Source organism: Yokenella regensburgei (assembly GCF_003634235.1).
Taxonomy (GTDB): domain Bacteria; phylum Pseudomonadota; class Gammaproteobacteria; order Enterobacterales; family Enterobacteriaceae; genus Yokenella; species Yokenella regensburgei.
In genome coordinates this window covers 1,434,310-1,451,043 of sequence record NZ_RBIZ01000003.1, presented here as the reverse complement: position 1 = coordinate 1,451,043, position 16,734 = coordinate 1,434,310, and the positions used below count along the sequence as shown (strand labels likewise).

Here is a 16,734-nt window from a genome sequence, read left to right as displayed (position 1 = left end):
CGGGCGATTACTCCTCAATTTTAGCCAGCCCCTTGTCGACCAGCCCCCTGATATCGGCACTGCTGTAGCCGAGATTTTGTAAAATAGCGGCGGTATCCATGCCGTGAGAGGGCATACCACGCCAGATCTGTCCTGGGTTATTCTTAAATTTCGGCATCACGTTGGGGCCTTTGCAGGTGCGACCCTCCAGGTTTTGCCATTGGGTGATGGATTCGCGGGCGAGATACTGCGGGTTGTGCTCAAGCTCCGGGATCGTCAACACTTTGGCGCAGGCAATATTTAGCTCGGCGAAGCGCTTCAGCACCTGTTCGATGGTATGCGCCGCCAGCCATTCATCGAGTTTGTCCTCCACCAGCTCACCGAAGGGGCATTCAACCCGATGAATGAGCTGCGTCCCTTCAGGGATCTCTTTGCTCCCGAGTAAATGGGCGAGGCCGATATCGGCAAAACACTCCTGAATCTGGCTGATGCCGACCAGCTCCATCACGATGTAGCCATCGCTGCAGCGGTATAGTCCGCATCCGGCGTAGTACGGATCTTTACCTTTGGTCATGCGCGGGCAGATTTCCCCGCCATTGAAGTAGTCCATCATGAAGTACTGGCCCATCCGCAGCATGACCTCGTACATCGCGATATCAATGCTTTCCCCTTTGCCGGTCTGGCGGGCTTTATACAAGGCGGCAAGCGCAGAGGTAGTCGCGGTCATGCCTGAGAAGTAGTCGGCGGTGTAGGGAAATGCGGGCATCGGCTGATCTTTATCACCGTTCTGGATCAAATAGCCGCTGAAGGCCTGGGCTATGGTGTTGTAGGCCGGTAAATGGGTGTATTGCGGGTCGCCGTACTGCCCAAAGCCGGAAAGGTGGGCGATAACGAGTTTAGGGTTGTGCTGCCACAGCAGGTCGTCGGTAATACCGCGACGGGCAAAGGCGGGGCCTTTGCTGGCTTCGATGAAGATATCGGTGGTTTCCATCAGCTTCAGGAACGCCTCGCGGCCTTCATCTTTGAAAATGTTAAGCGACAGTGCCCGCAGGTTACGGCGTGAAAGCTGCGGGTAATGGGGCTGGACACGGATAGTGTCGGCCCAGGCGACGTTCTCTATCCAGATAACTTCGGCACCCCATTCGGCAAACATTTGTCCGGCAAACGGCCCGGCGATTTCAATTCCGGAAAAGACAACCCGCAGCCCGGAAAGCGGGCCGAACTCTGGCATAGGTAGTTGAGCAGTCATGCTTCACCTCATCAATGGCGTTATGCAGTTGTAGGCCGGATAAGGCATAGCCGCATCCGGCAGTCGCTACAGGGCAAAGTGCCAGCCTGTTAGCGATACTGTTTCAGGACCGAACGACCGAGCGTCAGGATCTGCATTTCATCCGAACCGCCGGAGACACGATCCACGCGCAGATCGCGCCAGAAGCGGGTAATGCGGTGATTACCGGCAATGCCGATACCGCCGAGCACCTGCATTGCGCTATCGACAACCTCAAAGGCCGCGTTGGCGCAGAAGTATTTACACATCGCCGCATCCCCGGAGGTGATCGTGCCGTTGTCGCTTTTCCAGGCCGCTTCGTAGAGCATGTTTTTCATCGCGTTGAGCTTGATGGCCATATGGGCGAACTTCTCCTGAATAAGCTGGTAGCGGCCGATAGTTTCACCAAACTGAACGCGCTGATTGGCGTAGCGCGCCGCGTCTTCAAAGGCGCACATCGCGGTGCCGTAGTTGGTGAGCGCCACGAGGAAACGCTCATGGTCAAACTCCTCTTTTACCCGGTTAAAACCGTTGCCTTCCCGGCCAAACATATCCGTTTCATCAAGTTCAACGTTGTCGAAGACCAGTTCGCAGCAGCTGTCCATGCGCAGACCTAGCTTTTCGAGCTTGTTGATTTTGACGCCCGGCTTGCTCATGTCGACGCACCACTCGGTGAAAATGGCTTTATCCGGTGAGGCGGCATCGCGCGCCATGACCACCACATACGGGGTATAAGCGCTGCTGGTGATGAAGCATTTGCTGCCATTAAGATAAACCTTACCATTCTTACGGGTATAGTTGCTCTGTAAACTCCCCACGTCAGAGCCCGCGCCCGGTTCAGTAATCGCCGAGTTCCACATCTGTTTACCGGTGCCGCGAAACGCCATAATGCGGTCAATCTGCTCCGGCGTGCCTTCGCGCAGGAAGGTGTTGAATCCGCCTGGCAACTGGTACAGCACATAGGTTGGGGCACCCAGACGGCCCAGCTCCATCCACACCGCCGCCACGGTCACAAAACCGGCATCCAGCCCGCCGTGCTCTTCCGGGATAAGCAGGCTGTCGATGCCCATTTCCGCCAGTGCTTTAACGAAACGCTCAGGATAAACGCTGTCGCGATCGCACTCGGCAAAATAGGCTTCCCAGTTTTCACTTGCCATCAGCTCACGGATACCCGCGACAAACAGTTCCTGCTCATCATTCAGTTGAAAATCCATCGTAATAACCTCTTAGCATGTCGTTTTTTAAAAAAGCGTCAGTCTTTCCAGTGCACTTTGGCGTCTTTGATGAAGGAGAGCGTGACCATAATGTTGACGAAGAACAGCGGGCAGCCCCCGGCGATAATCGCGGTCTGAATCGGCTTCAGACCGCCGAGCGCCAGCAGGATAATGCCGATGATGCCCACCAGAACGGACCAGCCGATGCGCACCAGCAGCGGCGGCTCTTCACCGTCTTTCACCGCCCGGCAGGTGGACATCGCCAGGGTGTAAGAGCAGGCGTTAATCAGCGTGACGGTGGCGATAAAGCACAGGATGAAGAAGCCCCACATGGTGGCCGTCCGCAGCGGCAGCGCGGCCCAGGTTTCGATAATGGCGCGCGGTACGCCGTGCTGGCTGATGAGCTGCGGAATGTTGATGATGTTGTTATCAATCAGCTGCAGCGTATTGCTACCGAGAATGGTCCACAGCAGCCAGGTTGCCGCCGTCAGCCCGGCAACCATGCCAAGACACAGTTCACGCACGGTGCGGCCTTTGGAGATGCGGGCGAGGAAGATGCTCATCTGAATGGCGTAAATCACCCACCAGGCCCAGTAGAAAACGGTCCAGCCCTGCGGGAAACCGCTTTTACCGATAGGGTCGGTGTAGAACAGCATCCGTGGCAGGTACATCAGCAGCGTGCCGACGGAATCGGTGAAGTAGTTCATGATGAAGCTGGCGCCGCTGACGATAAAGACCCAACCGAGGATCAGAAAGCTCAGATAGCTACGCACATCGCTGGCGATTTTTACCCCTTTCTGCAGACCACAGGCAACACAGATGGCGTTCAGCACTATCCAGCAGGCAATGATGATGGCATCCAGCTCCAGGGTGTGCGGAATACCAAACAGGTATTGAATACACTCGGTCACCAGCGGCGTGGCGAGCCCGAGGCTGGTTCCCATGGCGAAGATCAGCGCCACCAGATAGAAGTTGTCGATAATCGTACCGAGCAGCCCGTTAGCGCGCTTTTCGCCGACCAGCGGGGCCAGCGTACTGCTGGGACGAATAACGTCCATCTTGCGCACAAAGAAGAAGTAGGCAAACGCCACCGACAGAAAGCTGTACGTTGCCCACGGAAGCGGGCCCCAGTGCAGCAGGCTGTAGGCGAGCCCCAGCTCTTTAGCCTGCAGCGAGTAGGGCGCAAGACCGAACGGCGGGCTGGAGATGTAGTAGAAGATCTCAATCGATCCCCAGAACAGCACGGCCGCAGAGGTGCAGGAGGCGAACATCATGAAAATCCAGCTGGCGGTGCTGAACTCCGGCGGTTCATCGCCCAGGCGTTTTTTTGCGTAGCGGCCGAATACCAGCCAGAACCAGCCGCCGAACATGATGACCATGTACCATTCAAACGCCCAGCCCCAGACGTTAGTGACATAACTAAAGACCGCATTAATTACCGTATTTGCCGCATCCAGATCGCGAACGGTTAACCAACAAAGAATGCCAACCACAATTAAAGGCGGGAAAAATACTTTAGGCTCTATTCCCGATTTCTTATTTTCTTTGCTCATAGATAAAGTCCAGTTTATTTAGGCGTATTACGAGAAGGTATGCGTAATTCCCTTTTGTGTTATCTTTTTGTTAATTTAAGTAGCGTGCGGACCATTTCCTTGTTGTTGCTATGGCGGTGAAAACCATAATGAATACTGATACTGCGGAGTCAAGGCGACGTTCAATATTGGTGAGGGAGATAGCAATATTGAACGTTGTTATTATTTAAAAATCCATGTGTTCAATATTGGTGACCCAGGTTTTATTTTTGCCTGTTTTGCTGTGTTACTCATATATTCCATTGCATAGCCAATAACGTATTTATTGATATACCAGGAGAGGTAATGAATATTATTACTTGTTATAAATGTGTGCCTGACGAACAGGATATTACGGTAAATAGTGCGGATGGCTCGCTCGATTTCTCCCGTGCGGATGGCAAAATCAGCCAGTACGATCTCAACGCCATTGAGGCTGCCGTTCAGCTTAAGTCCCAGCTGCCGGAAGCCAACATCATCGCGCTGAGCGTGGGCGGTGCCGCGCTCAACAATGTCAAAGGGCGCAAAGACGTACTCTCCCGGGGGCCAGACGAGCTGGTTGTGGTCGTGGACGAGCAGCTGGAGCATGCGCTGCCGCACCAGACGGCGGCAACGCTTGCGAAAGCGGCCGATAAAATTGGCTTCTCGTTAATGCTCTGCGGTGACGGCTCTGCCGATCTCTACGCCCAGCAGGTGGGCCTGCTGGTGGGAGAAGCCCTGGGGCTTCCGGCGCTTAACGGCATCAAAAGAATCCTCTCTCTGACCCCTGAAACGATAACCGTCGAGCGTGAGCTGGAAGACGAAAGCGAAACGCTGACGGTGCCACTGCCGGCGGTGATTGCCGTTTCGACCGATATCAACGTGCCGCAGATCCCCTCGATGAAGGCCATTCTCAGTGCGGCAAAAAAACCGGTGCAGGCCTGGAGCACCACCGATCTGGCCGTTGGTGACGTTACCGCGCTTTCACAGCAGCGAGTTGCGGCACCAAAACAGAAGGTACGCCAGCGGATCATCATTGAAGGCGACGGTGATGACCAGATTGCCGAGTTTGCGGATTATCTGCGCAAAATCATTAAATAAGGGGGAAAGGTTATGAGTCAGTTTTCATCAGTATGGGTTTTTAGCGATACCTTATCCCGCCTGCCGGAGCTCATGGGGGGCGCCCGCGCGCTGGGGGACAAAGTACAGGTATTCACGCTGAATGCGCAGCAGAGCAGCAGCGCTTTCCAGCTTGGCGCGCAGCAGGTCTGGCAACTGGAAGGGAAACCGGATGACCGGATAATGGAAGACTACGCCGACACGATGGTGGCGGTGATGCAGGCGCAAAGTTCTGGCGGGCTGGTGCTGTTGCCCAACGGTCGGCGCGGCAAGCTGCTGGCGGCGCGGCTGGGAGCAAGGCTCAACGCCGCCATCACCAACGATGTAACGGCGCTTGCCATCGACGGTGATGCACCGGTCGCAAAGCATATGGTCTACGGCGGTCTGGCGTTTGGCGATGAAACGCTGCACAGCCCTTACTGTGTGGTCACCCTCAGCGCCGGTACGTTTGACGCCGCGCAGGCGGATACCGCACTCAGCGGTACCGCGCAGCCGGCGGCATGGATGGCACCAAAGCAGGCGGTTATCCGCAGCCACGTTGAGGCTCGGGAAAGCCACGCGGTGAGTCTGGATAAAGCCCGGCTGGTGGTGAGCGTTGGGCGCGGGATTGGCAGCCAGGAGAATATCGCGCTTGCCGATGCGCTGTGCCGCGCTATTGGCGCAGAGCTCGCCTGTTCCCGCCCGGTGGCGGAGAACGAAAAATGGATGGCGCACGAGCGTTATGTCGGGATCTCTAACCTGATGCTGAAGCCGGAACTCTATCTGGCGGTCGGGATCTCCGGGCAAATCCAGCACATGGTCGGAGCCAACGGCGCGCAGACTATTGTGGCGGTGAATAAAGATAAAAATGCGCCAATTTTCCAGTACGCGGATTACGGTATCGTGGGCGATCTCTTTAAGATCCTGCCGGCAATAACCCGTCAGCTGGCAAATTAATTCCCGTTTTTCATCCATCAAACGACAAGTTGTGGAGTGGTTATGTCCGAAGATGTCTTCGATGCCATTATCGTGGGGGCGGGGCTGGCGGGTTCCGTTGCGGCGCTGGTGTTGGCCCGGGAAGGGGCACAGGTCTTACTGATTGAACGTGGCAATACGGCGGGAGGAAAAAACGTCACCGGTGGGCGGATGTATGCGCACAGCCTTGAGCGGATAATCCCTGGATTCGCCGAACATGCTCCGGTCGAGCGGGTCATCACCCGGGAGCGACTGTCATTTCTGACTGCCACAAGGGCAATGACCGTAGATTACCAGAACGGCGACGAGCAGGCTGCAGGCGAAGTGTCATGGTCGGTACTGCGCAGCAAATTTGATGCCTGGCTTGCGGAGCAGGCGGAAAACGCCGGCGCGCAGTGCATCACCGGGATCCGCGTTGACCGGCTGGTAGAGAAAGACGGCAAAGTGATTGGCGTGGAGGCCGACGGCGACGTGCTGGAAGCCAGAACCGTTATTCTCGCCGACGGCGTGAACTCACTGCTTGCCGAGCAGCTGGGAATGACAAAACCGGTTGCGGCGGAAAACGTCGCCGTGGGGGTGAAGGAGCTTATCGAACTGCCGAAAACGGTGCTGCAGGACCGCTTTAACCTGACGGGCAATGAGGGCGTGGCGTGGCTCTTTGCCGGGGCGCCGACCGACGGTCTGATGGGCGGTGGTTTCCTCTACACCAACGATACCACCGTCTCGCTGGGGCTGGTGTGCGGCCTGCATCACCTGAAAGAGGCGAAGAAATCAGTGCCACAGATGCTGGAGGATTTCAAACAGCATCCCGCCGTCGCACCGCTTATCGCCGGGGGCAAAATGCTGGAATACGCTGCGCACGTGGTGCCGGAGGCCGGGTTACGCATGCAGGCGGAGCTGGTCCGTGACGGCGTGCTGGTGGCCGGTGATGCCGCAGGAATGTGTATGAATCTCGGCTTCACTATTCGTGGGATGGATCTGGCTATTTCCTCGGGCGAAGCGGCGGCAAAAGCGGTGCTGGCGGCGATGCAGAAAGCCGATTTCAGCAAGCAGAGCCTCAGCGAATACCTGCGCCTGCTGGAAGCGGGGGCGCTACGGGACATGAAAATGTACCAGAAAATGCCCGCGTTTCTCGACAACCCGCGGATGTTCACCCGCTACCCGGAGATGGCGGTCGGTATTGCCGGCGAGTTGTTCACGGTCAGCGGCAGAGCACCAGTGCCGCTGCGTAAAACGCTTTTACGTTATGGCAAAAGCGTCGGCTTTATCAACCTGTTAAAAGATGGCCTGAAAGGAGTCACCGCGCTATGAGTACGCCTGTCAACGTGGACGTCAAACTCGGCATCAACAAATTTAACGTCGATGAACAGTATCCGCATATCGTTGTTAAATCAGTGCCAGATCGGCAGGTGCTGGAATTATTAACCAAAGCCTGCCCGGCCGGATTATATAAAAAACAGGACGATGGCTCCGTGCGGTTTGATTATGCCGGTTGCCTGGAGTGTGGCACCTGCCGGATCCTCGGACTCGGCAGCGCACTGGAAAAATGGGAATACCCACGCGGTACCTTCGGCGTGGAATATCGTTACGGATAATGGCTGTTCTTAGCGTTCTCCCGCGATCGTTTGATCTGCGGGAGTTTTTTATTGCAGGGATATGTTTGCAGGCATAAATGAGAAATAAAAAATGCAAGCCAGAAATTTTGATGACATACAATTTACCTCAATACACCGGCGGATAATGTTGTGGGGTAGCGGGGGACCGTTTCTTGATGGCTACGTGCTGGTGATAATTGGCGTGGCACTTGAACAGTTAACCCCTTTATTACATCTTGATGCTGAATGGATTGGCCTACTCGGCGCCGCGACGCTGGTTGGGCTTTTTATTGGTACGTCGCTCTTCGGTTATATTTCAGACCGGGTAGGGCGGCGAAAGATGTTTCTTATCGACATTATTCTTATCGGTCTGATTTCTCTTGCCACCATGTGGGTGTCGTCGCCAATGGAATTGCTGGTAATGCGGGTGCTTATCGGCATTGTGATTGGGGCCGACTATCCTATTGCCACCTCGATGATTACCGAGTTCTCCAATACCCGCCAGCGGGCGTTCGCCGTCGGATTTATTGCGGCGATGTGGTACGTCGGTGCAACCTGCGCCAATCTGGTGGGCTATCTGCTGTACGACGTGGCAGACGGCTGGCGCTGGATGCTCGGCAGCGCGTTTATCCCCTGTGTGCTTATTCTGGTGGGGCGCTTTGACCTACCGGAATCCCCGCGCTGGCTGCTGCGTAAAGGACGGGTGCAGGAATGTGAGCAGATGATGCTGAAACTGTTCGGGGAACCGGTTGTTTTTGATGAAGAGCCGGCTCAGGAAACGCGGTTTCTGCAGTTGTTTACCCGGCGACATTTCTCATTCGTACTGTTTGTCGCCGCCATCTGGACCTGTCAGGTGATCCCAATGTTCGCGCTCTACACCTTCGGGCCGCAGATTGTCGGCCTGCTCGGCTGGGATCAGGGACGCACCGCGGCGCTGGGAAACGTCGTCATCAGCCTGTTTTTTATGCTCGGCTGCCTGCCGGCCATGTACTGGCTTAACAAAATTGGCCGTCGACCGTTGCTTATCGGCAGTTTCGCCATGATGACGCTGGCGCTGGCGGTATTGGGGCTGGTTTCGAGCCTCGACATCTGGCTGGTGATCGTCGCGTTTGCGGTATACGCCTTTTTCTCCGGTGGGCCGGGGATCCTGCAGTGGCTCTATCCCAATGAGCTGTTTCCTACCGATATCCGTGCATCGGCGGTGGGGGTAATTATGTCGATAAGCCGTATCGGAACGGTGATTTCTACCTGGGCGCTGCCGGTGTTTATCACCCGTTACGGCATCAGTACGGTCATGCTGACAGGAGCCTTAATATCGTTAATCGGCTGGCTGGTCTCTATTTTCTTCGCTCCGGAGACGCGTGGGCTCTCCTTATCACAAACCGGAAAAATGACCATTATGAAAAAATATGGATGAACGGCTGAAAAAATAAATTTGCTGAAGCGATTTCATTCATATTATCCGCAATGAAATTTCCTCGGTTAAATAAAACTTGATGAAAATCAATTCATCTTTGTTGAAAAGCCTCACCCTATACAGGCATACGCGGTGCTTGCCACAGGTTATGTAACCAGGAATTATTATTAATAATGGACAATCAGTCGATTTTTCCTCAGGGCGTCAATCGCCGTGATTTTCTGAAACTGTGCACCGCTCTGGCGGCCACAATGGGATTAACACCAGGGGCAGCGGCTGAAATGGCAAATGCGGTAACGTCCCCGCAACGCCCGCCGGTAATATGGATTGGTGCACAAGAATGCACCGGCTGTACTGAATCGCTGCTGCGCGCAACACATCCTACCATTGAGAATTTACTGCTCAACGTTATTTCCATGGAGTACCACGAGGTGCTCTCGGCCGCATTTGGTGAACAGGCGGAAGAAAATAAACATCGGGCAATTGAGCAATATAAGGGCAAATACGTACTGGTGGTCGACGGTTCTATTCCCGTGAAGGATGGCGGCATTTACTGCATGGTCGCCGGGAAGCCTATTGTCGAGCATATTCGCGATGCGGCGGAGCATGCCGCCGCCGTTATCGCGATCGGCTCCTGCGCCGCCTGGGGTGGGGTACCGGCAAGCGGCGCTAACCCGACCGGTGCGGTCAGCCTGCAGGACGTACTGCCGGGGAAAACGGTGATTAATATTCCTGGTTGCCCGCCAAACCCGCACAACTTCCTCGCCACCGTGGCGCATATCATCACTTATCAGCGAGCGCCTGCGCTCGATGACAAAAACCGACCGCAGTTCGCCTACGCGCGTCTTATCCACGAAAACTGCGAACGCCGCCCGCATTTTGACGCCGGACGTTTTGCTAAACAGTTCGGCGACGAAGGTCATCGCCAGGGCTGGTGTCTGTATCACCTCGGTTGCAAAGGTCCGGAAACCTACGGCAACTGTCCGACGCTGGAGTTCTGCGATATCGGCGGCGGTATCTGGCCGGTCGGTATTGGTCATCCCTGCTATGGCTGCAACGAAAAGGGGATTGGCTTCACGAAAGGTATTGCCCAACTGGCGAACGTTGAGAACCCTACGCCGCGCAGCGCCAAGCCGGAAGTCACGAGCCAGGAGGGCGGGCACGTTAGCCCAACGGCCATCGGACTACTGGGTGGCGTCGTGGGGTTGGTGGCGGGCGTCAGCCTGATGACGGTGAGAGAGCTGGGACGGCAGCAAAAAACGCCGCGTAAAGATGACGAGAAGCCATCGCACAAGGAGTAAGCCGTGAACAGACGTCACTTTTTGAAACTGGCCTCCACGGGTGCGATGCTGGCAGGCGTTGCGCCGTCTGCCCGGGCCGCGGCAGAGAACAGACCGCCGATCCCGGGTTCGCTCGGCATGTTGTATGACTCCACCCTGTGCGTCGGCTGTCAGGCCTGCGTCAGCGAGTGCCAGCGCATTAATCACACCGATGAACCGCACGGTGAAACCTACGCCTACGCCGGAACCGAAAATACCTGGTCGAACAACGACAAGCTCAGCCCGTACACCAACAACATCATCCAGGTCTGGCGCAGCGGAAAGGGCATCCACAAAGATACGCTTGACGACGGCTACGCCTATATCAAAAAGCAGTGTATGCACTGTGTGGATCCGAACTGCGTCTCCGTCTGCCCGGTGCAGGCGCTGAAGAAAGACCCGAAGACCGGCATTGTTCACTACAACCCCGATGTCTGTACCGGCTGCCGCTACTGCATGGTGGGCTGCCCGTTCAACGTGCCGAAATACGACTACGACAACCCTTTCGGCAAAATCCATAAGTGTGAGCTCTGCAACCAGAAAGGCGTGGAGCGGCTCGACAAAGGCGGCCTGCCGGGCTGCGTGGACGTTTGCCCGACCGGGGCGGTTATCTTCGGTACCCGCGAAGCCTTAATGGCCGAAGCCCATCAGCGGCTTAACGCGAAGGCAGGGGAAATGTACCGCTACCCGCGCCAGACGCTGAAAAATGATGTTTATGAGCACCCACTGGCGCACTACGAGCCGCATCTGTATGGCGAAAAAGAGGGCGGTGGCACGCAGGTGCTGGTACTGGCTGGCGTACCGTTCGACAAGCTTGGCCTGCCTGCGCTTGACGAGCTTTCTACGGGGGCGCGCTCAGAGCACGTGCAGCATTCGCTGTACAAAGGCATGGTGCTGCCGCTGGCGGCGCTGGCGGGGATCACCTTCCTGGTGCAGCGCAATATGCGCCGCAAGCCTGACGATAAGCCTGAAGACAAAAAGGATGATGATCATGGCGACGCATAAAATGAGCCCGCTCGGCGGCCGCCTGGTGAGCTGGCCGGTGATGCTGCTGGCGCCGTTTGTCATGCTGTGCCTGCTGCTTATCGTTAAGCGTCTGGTGTTCGGCATTGGCGATGTCTCGGATCTGAACGGGGGCTACCCGTGGGGGATCTGGATTGCCTTCGATCTGCTGGTCGGGACGGGCCTTGCCTGCGGTGGCTGGGCGCTGGCCTGGGCGGTCTACGTTTTTAACCGTGGTGAATACCATCCGCTGGTGCGTCCGGCGCTGCTCGCCAGCCTGTTTGGTTATTCGCTGGGCGGCTTGTCTATCACCATCGACGTGGGCCGCTACTGGAACCTGCCATATTTCTACATTCCGGGGCATTTCAACACCAACTCGGTGCTGTTTGAAACCGCCGTCTGCATGACGATTTACATCGGCGTGGTGGCGCTGGAGTTTGCTCCGGCGCTGTGTGAACGACTCGGCTGGAAGAAACCGCTGCGCCTGCTTAACAAAGCGATGTTCCTGATTATCGCCCTCGGCGCACTGCTGCCATCGATGCACCAGTCGTCGATGGGATCGCTGATGATCGCCGCCGGGTACAAGGTGCATCCGCTGTGGCAGAGCTATGAAATGCTGCCGCTGTTTTCACTGCTCACCGCCTTTATCCTCGGCTTTTCGATTGTGATTTTTGAAGGTTCGCTGGTGCAGTCCGGGCTACGCGGCAAAGGGCCTGATGAAACGCCGCTGTTTACCCGTCTGACGCGGCTGATTGAGGTCTTTCTGCTGCTGTTTATCGTGCTGCGCTTCGGCGAGCTTATCGTTCGCCATAAGACAGAATATCTGTGGCACCTCGATCGTTTTGCCATTTCCTTCTGGGTGGAAACGCTGTTGATGTTTGCGCCGCTGCTGATTTTTCGCTTCAAGCGCAACCGTCAGGACTCGCGGTGGCTGTTTGTCGGCGCGCTGTGCATGGTGGGTGGTGCGGCGTTCTGGCGGCTCAACTATGCGCTGCTGGCCTACGATCCGGGTAACGGCTACGGCTACTTCCCAACCCCCAGTGAATTACTGATTTCCATTGGCTTTGTTGCCATAGAGGTGTGTGCGTACATCCTGCTGGTCCGGCTGCTGCCGGTTCTGCCCGCGCACGAACGCCAGAGTGAAAATAAAAAACCAGAGGTAGAGCATGAGCCAACGCATCACCATTGATCCCGTCACCCGCATTGAAGGGCATTTGCGAATCGACTGTGAAATTGAAGCGGGCAAAGTCGTGAAGGCCTGGTCTTCCGGGACGATGTGGCGTGGAATGGAAGAGATTGTGCAGGGTAACGATCCGCGCGATGCGTGGATGATTGTGCAGCGAATCTGCGGAGTATGTACCACCATTCACGCGCTGGCCTCGGTGCGTGCGGTGGAAAATGCGCTGGGGATGGAAGTGCCGGTGAACGCCCAGTACATCCGCAATATTATTGCCGCCGCCCACAGCATTCACGACCATATCGTGCATTTTTATCAGCTCTCGGCGCTGGACTGGGTGGACGTCACGTCGGCGCTGAAAGCCGATCCGCAAAAAGCCGCCGATATGCTGCGTGGTCTCTCCACCTGGTCGCTCAACAGCGCCGCCGAATTCAGTAAGGTACAGCAGAAAATTCAGGCGCTGGTAGACAGTGGGCAGCTGGGGATTTTCGCCAATGGCTACTGGGGGCACCCGGCAATGGCGCTGCCGCCGGAGGTTAACCTGATTGCCGTGGCGCATTATCTGCAGGCGCTTGAATGCCAGCGCGACGCCAACCGAATTGTCGCGGTCCTTGGCGGCAAAACGCCGCATATTCAGAACCTGGCGGTCGGCGGGGTGGCAAACCCAATCAACCTCGACTCGCCCGGGGTGCTGAACCTTGAGCGTCTGATGTACCTGAAAAGCTTCATCGACAAGCTGGGGGATTTTATCGAGCAGGTGTACCTGGTCGACAGCGCGGTGATTGCCGCGCACTACCCGCAGTGGCTAGAGATGGGCAAAGGTGCTGACTGCTATCTGTGCGTACCGGAACTGCCGGTTGACCGTAAAGGCGACAACTTCCTGCTGCCGGGTGGCTACATGGAAAAAGGCGTTTTCCGCCCGATTATCAACCAGCGTGACGAATACCTGCTGAAAGGGATTGAGGAGAGCGGCAAGCATGCCTGGTATCAGGATGACCAGCCGCTGGCGCCGTGGGAAGGGCTGACCCGTCCGAACTACACCGGCTGGCAGGAAGACGGTAAATATTCGTGGGTGAAAGCCCCGACGTTTTACGGTAACGCGGTGGAGATGGGGCCGCTCGCCTGGCTGCTGTGTAGTCTGCAGGCCGGGCATCAGCCAACGCAGGCAACCTTTGCGCGGGTCAACGCCGCGTACGAAGCGCTGAGCGGTAAGGCGCTGACTCACGAGCAGCTGCCATCAACGCTTGGTCGGGTGGTCGGGCGTGCGGTACACGCCAGCGTGCTGCACCAGACGCTGGGTGAACAGTGGCAGGCGCTTGTCAGCAATATTGGTAAAGGCGATCACGAGACCTTCATTCCACCGAATATCCCTCTGCAAGGCGAAGTTCGCGGCGTTGGTTTTATCGAAGCACCGCGCGGCGCGCTGTCGCATTGGGTGGTTATTCGCGACGGTAAAATCGCTAACTACCAGGCGGTGGTTCCTTCAACCTGGAACGCCGGGCCGCGTAACTTCAACGATGAGCCGGGGCCCTACGAGCGTTCGCTGGTGGGGATGCCGGTTGCCGATCCGGCGAAGCCGCTGGAAGTGGTGCGCACCATCCACTCTTTCGATCCCTGCATGTCCTGCGCGGTGCACATTGTTGATGCTACCGGTGGCGAAGTTACCCGGGTGAAGGTGCTGTGATGCGTATTCTGGTACTCGGGATTGGTAATTTACTGCTCGGCGATGAGGCGGTGGGAGTGCGCATCGTCGAAGCCCTCGAAGAACGCTATACGTTACCCTGTCACGTCGAGGTGCTGGACGGCGGAACCTCCGGTATGGAACTGCTGGATGTGATGGCGGCAAGAGATCACCTGATTGTCGCCGATGCAGTGCTGACCGGCGCGGCGCCGGGCAGCGTAGCGGTACTGCACGATGAAGAGATCCCGGCATTTTTCTCCCGCAAAGTATCGCCGCATCAGCTGGGTCTGTGTGACGTACTGATGGCGCTGAAGCTTACCGATGAGTTTCCTCGCCGTCTGACGCTGGTGGGCGTGGTGCCATCATCGCTTGAGCCGGGGATCCGCTTAACGCCGGTGGTGAGTGCGGCGATAGAACCGGCGCTGGCCGAGGTGCTGACCGCGCTCGCGGAGAGCGGCGTTAAGGCTTCGCGCAAAGAGGTGGCCGATGTCGGATGTGATTAATGGCTTCGTGGCGGATCCCTCGCCACGGCTGGAGGCGGCCTTTCAGGCCGTCGCGCAGCAGGAGATGTGCGAGCTGCCGTTCTTTCGGGCACACATCCCGGTGCGCGCCTGCGGTTTTCAGCTTTTTGAACAGCAGTGGATTGGCGGCATGTTAACGCCGTGGATGCTGAGCCTGCTGGTGCTGCCGGGGCCGGGAGAAGTGTGGCAGTCACGTACCGTGGGCGACAAACTGGCGCTGCGTCTGCCGTGCGGCGACGTGCGCTTTACCGTCGGTGAGATGGCGGGCTGCGGGCAGTACCTAGCGTCATCGCTGATGTCACCGCTTGAAAACCACCTGACGGCGCAGCAGATGCTGGAGCTGACCCACAGCAGCGTGCGTATGGCGCTCTCACTGCCGGTGGTCAACGACAATGCCCCGGTTAACCCTGGCCGTCGGGCGCTGTTCCGTATGGCGCAGAGAGGCTGACTCGTGCATGAGATGAGCCTGTGTCTGAACATGATGGATCTGATTGAAGAGCACGCCCACAAGCACCACGCCCGGCGGGTCACTGCCGTATGGCTGGAGGTGGGGGCGCTTTCCTGCGTTGAGGAGCACGCGCTGCGCTTTGGTTTTGAGGTTGCCTGCCGGAGCACGGTGGCAGAGGGCTGCAGGCTGTGGCTTGACTACAAGCTGGCACCGGCCTGGTGCTGGGACTGTTGCGTCAGCGTGGAGGTTGACCGCCACGACGCGGCCTGCCCGCAGTGCGGCGGACACGCGCTTAAAATCGACGGCGGCGACAGTCTGCGGATAACGCAAATGGAAGTGGAGTAGCCTGATGTGTATTGGTATTCCCGGCAAAGTGACCGCCGTTGGCTGCGACAGCCTGCAGCTGGCGACGGCGGATGTGGGCGGTATTGCGGTAAAAATCAATATCTCCCTGATTGATGAGGATGACCCGCAGGCGCTTATCGGCCAGTGGGTGCTCATCCACGTGGGATTTGCGATGAGCCTGATTGATGAAGAAGCGGCGCTGGAAACGCTGGCGGCGCTTGAGAATATGCGCACCGTGGGGAGTGCGGGCGCAGAGTATTAAATGAAATAACATTGGAGATGATTATGCGTATTAATGGTAAAGCAGTGGTGGTGTCCCTGGTGGCACTGTTCCCGATGATGGCGATGGCGCACGTGGGCCATGACGGCGGGGCGCACCACGCTTTAGGCTTCACGGAGGGGTTCATTCACCCGCTGACCGGGATGGACCATCTGGTGATGATGCTGCTGGTGGGGGTATGGAGTGCGATGAACACCCGCAAGTGGTGGCTGGCACCGCTGGCCTTCGCCGGACTACTGCTGACCGGGGCGTTGATCGGCATGGCAGGCGTGACCATTAGCGCTACCGAGACGCTGGTGGCGGCGTCGCTGCTCGGCATTGGTGTGATGGTGGCACTGCAGATGAAACTGCGGGCGGTGAGCGGGGCGCTGATTATCGGGGCCTTCGCGATTTTCCACGGTCTGGCCCACGGCGCTGAGCTGTCACACTCCTTCTCGGCGCTGAGCGGCATGGTGCTCGCGACGGCGATGCTGCACATGATCGGTCTGCTGATTGGTTATCTGGTGATCCGCTCGGCGGCAAACGTCTGGCTGTCTCGCGCGTTTGGCGGTTGTGCTTCGCTGATGGGGATCGGGCTGCTCACCGGCATTCTCTGAGCTATCCCGCGCCTTAAATGGGTATTTATACTCTAAATAATTCGAGTTGTATGAAGGCGGCAAGTTTGCGAGTCCCCAGGAGCATAGATAACTATGTGACTGGGGGAGCGGACGCAGCCAACGCACATGCAGCTTGAAGTATGACGAGTATATTTGCACCCTGAACGTAGATCTTTACGGCAGGGTGCCTGATTTTCCGCCATACTGTCAATAATTGTTGACAGCTATCTTCCCGCCGGACGATATCTGACATATCATCGTTAAGTCATT

General features: G+C 57.0%; 17 protein-coding genes. 14 read left to right on the top strand and 3 right to left on the bottom strand.

Translation table 11 applies throughout. The features are described 5' to 3' along the window. Positions 1 to 7 precede the first annotated feature (7 nt). From caiB to caiT, 3 genes are all read right to left on the bottom strand, one after another. Positions 8 to 1,228, bottom strand: coding sequence for an L-carnitine CoA-transferase (caiB, locus tag C7387_RS07100; protein ID WP_038257842.1), 1,221 nt, complete (start codon positions 1,226 to 1,228; stop codon positions 8 to 10). Between the two features lie 89 nt (positions 1,229 to 1,317). Further along, a complete protein-coding gene (gene caiA / locus C7387_RS07095; protein WP_038257840.1) occupies positions 1,318 to 2,460 on the bottom strand; it encodes a crotonobetainyl-CoA dehydrogenase in 1,143 nt (380 codons plus the stop codon). A 38-nt stretch (positions 2,461 to 2,498) separates the two neighbouring features. After that, positions 2,499 to 4,013, bottom strand: a complete 1,515-nt coding sequence (gene caiT, locus C7387_RS07090; RefSeq protein WP_006819754.1) for an L-carnitine/gamma-butyrobetaine antiporter — start codon at positions 4,011 to 4,013, stop codon at positions 2,499 to 2,501. Positions 4,014 to 4,337: 324 nt separating this feature from the next. Between caiT and C7387_RS07085 the strand changes: the two genes are divergently transcribed. From C7387_RS07085 to C7387_RS07020, 14 genes are all read left to right on the top strand, one after another. Continuing rightward, positions 4,338 to 5,111 carry an electron transfer flavoprotein FixA gene (locus tag C7387_RS07085; RefSeq protein ID WP_120816386.1) on the top strand — a complete coding sequence of 258 codons (774 nt, stop codon included), beginning with the start codon at positions 4,338 to 4,340 and terminating at the stop codon, positions 5,109 to 5,111. A 12-nt stretch (positions 5,112 to 5,123) separates the two neighbouring features. Continuing rightward, on the top strand, positions 5,124 to 6,065 hold the full coding sequence (locus tag C7387_RS07080) for an FAD-binding protein (RefSeq protein ID WP_120816385.1): 942 nt from the start codon (positions 5,124 to 5,126) through the stop codon (positions 6,063 to 6,065). A 42-nt stretch (positions 6,066 to 6,107) separates the two neighbouring features. After that, positions 6,108 to 7,394, top strand: a complete 1,287-nt coding sequence (gene fixC / locus C7387_RS07075) for an FAD-dependent oxidoreductase FixC (protein ID WP_120816384.1) — start codon at positions 6,108 to 6,110, stop codon at positions 7,392 to 7,394. Next, positions 7,391 to 7,678 (top strand): ferredoxin-like protein FixX, encoded by a 288-nt coding sequence (gene fixX / locus C7387_RS07070; RefSeq protein ID WP_006819758.1) that lies wholly within the window; start codon positions 7,391 to 7,393, stop codon positions 7,676 to 7,678. Before fixC ends, fixX begins: the two co-directional genes overlap by 4 nt. Positions 7,679 to 7,769: 91 nt before the next feature. Further along, entirely contained in the window at positions 7,770 to 9,095 is a 1,326-nt protein-coding gene (locus C7387_RS07065) for an MFS transporter (RefSeq protein ID WP_038257837.1), read from the top strand. Between the two features lie 173 nt (positions 9,096 to 9,268). Beyond that, positions 9,269 to 10,396, top strand: a complete 1,128-nt coding sequence (gene hybO, locus C7387_RS07060) for a hydrogenase 2 small subunit (RefSeq protein WP_038257834.1) — start codon at positions 9,269 to 9,271, stop codon at positions 10,394 to 10,396. Positions 10,397 to 10,399: 3 nt separating this feature from the next. Further along, complete coding sequence (gene hybA, locus C7387_RS07055; protein WP_040903510.1) at positions 10,400 to 11,419, top strand: hydrogenase 2 operon protein HybA; 1,020 nt, start codon at positions 10,400 to 10,402, stop codon at positions 11,417 to 11,419. Then, entirely contained in the window at positions 11,406 to 12,605 is a 1,200-nt protein-coding gene (gene hybB / locus C7387_RS07050) for a Ni/Fe-hydrogenase cytochrome b subunit (RefSeq protein WP_120816383.1), read from the top strand. Before hybA ends, hybB begins: the two co-directional genes overlap by 14 nt. Next, positions 12,583 to 14,277, top strand: a complete 1,695-nt coding sequence (hybC, locus tag C7387_RS07045; protein ID WP_120816382.1) for a hydrogenase 2 large subunit — start codon at positions 12,583 to 12,585, stop codon at positions 14,275 to 14,277. Before hybB ends, hybC begins: the two co-directional genes overlap by 23 nt. Continuing rightward, entirely contained in the window at positions 14,277 to 14,777 is a 501-nt protein-coding gene (locus tag C7387_RS07040; RefSeq protein ID WP_038257826.1) for a HyaD/HybD family hydrogenase maturation endopeptidase, read from the top strand. The genes hybC and C7387_RS07040 overlap by 1 nt, the downstream gene beginning before the upstream one ends. Next, positions 14,761 to 15,243, top strand: coding sequence for a hydrogenase-2 assembly chaperone (gene hybE, locus C7387_RS07035; RefSeq protein WP_120816381.1), 483 nt, complete (start codon positions 14,761 to 14,763; stop codon positions 15,241 to 15,243). Before C7387_RS07040 ends, hybE begins: the two co-directional genes overlap by 17 nt. Before the next feature lie 3 nt (positions 15,244 to 15,246). After that, positions 15,247 to 15,588: a hydrogenase maturation nickel metallochaperone HypA gene (gene hypA / locus C7387_RS07030; protein ID WP_038257821.1), complete on the top strand. Its 342-nt coding sequence runs from the start codon at positions 15,247 to 15,249 to the stop codon at positions 15,586 to 15,588. Between the two features lie 4 nt (positions 15,589 to 15,592). Further along, the gene (hypC, locus tag C7387_RS07025; RefSeq protein WP_120816380.1) at positions 15,593 to 15,850 is read left to right on the top strand and encodes a HypC/HybG/HupF family hydrogenase formation chaperone; all 258 of its coding nucleotides are present in this window, start codon (positions 15,593 to 15,595) and stop codon (positions 15,848 to 15,850) included. 23 nt (positions 15,851 to 15,873) lie between these two features. Then, on the top strand, positions 15,874 to 16,464 hold the full coding sequence (locus C7387_RS07020) for a HupE/UreJ family protein (RefSeq protein ID WP_166791168.1): 591 nt from the start codon (positions 15,874 to 15,876) through the stop codon (positions 16,462 to 16,464). Positions 16,465 to 16,734: the final 270 nt, after the last annotated feature.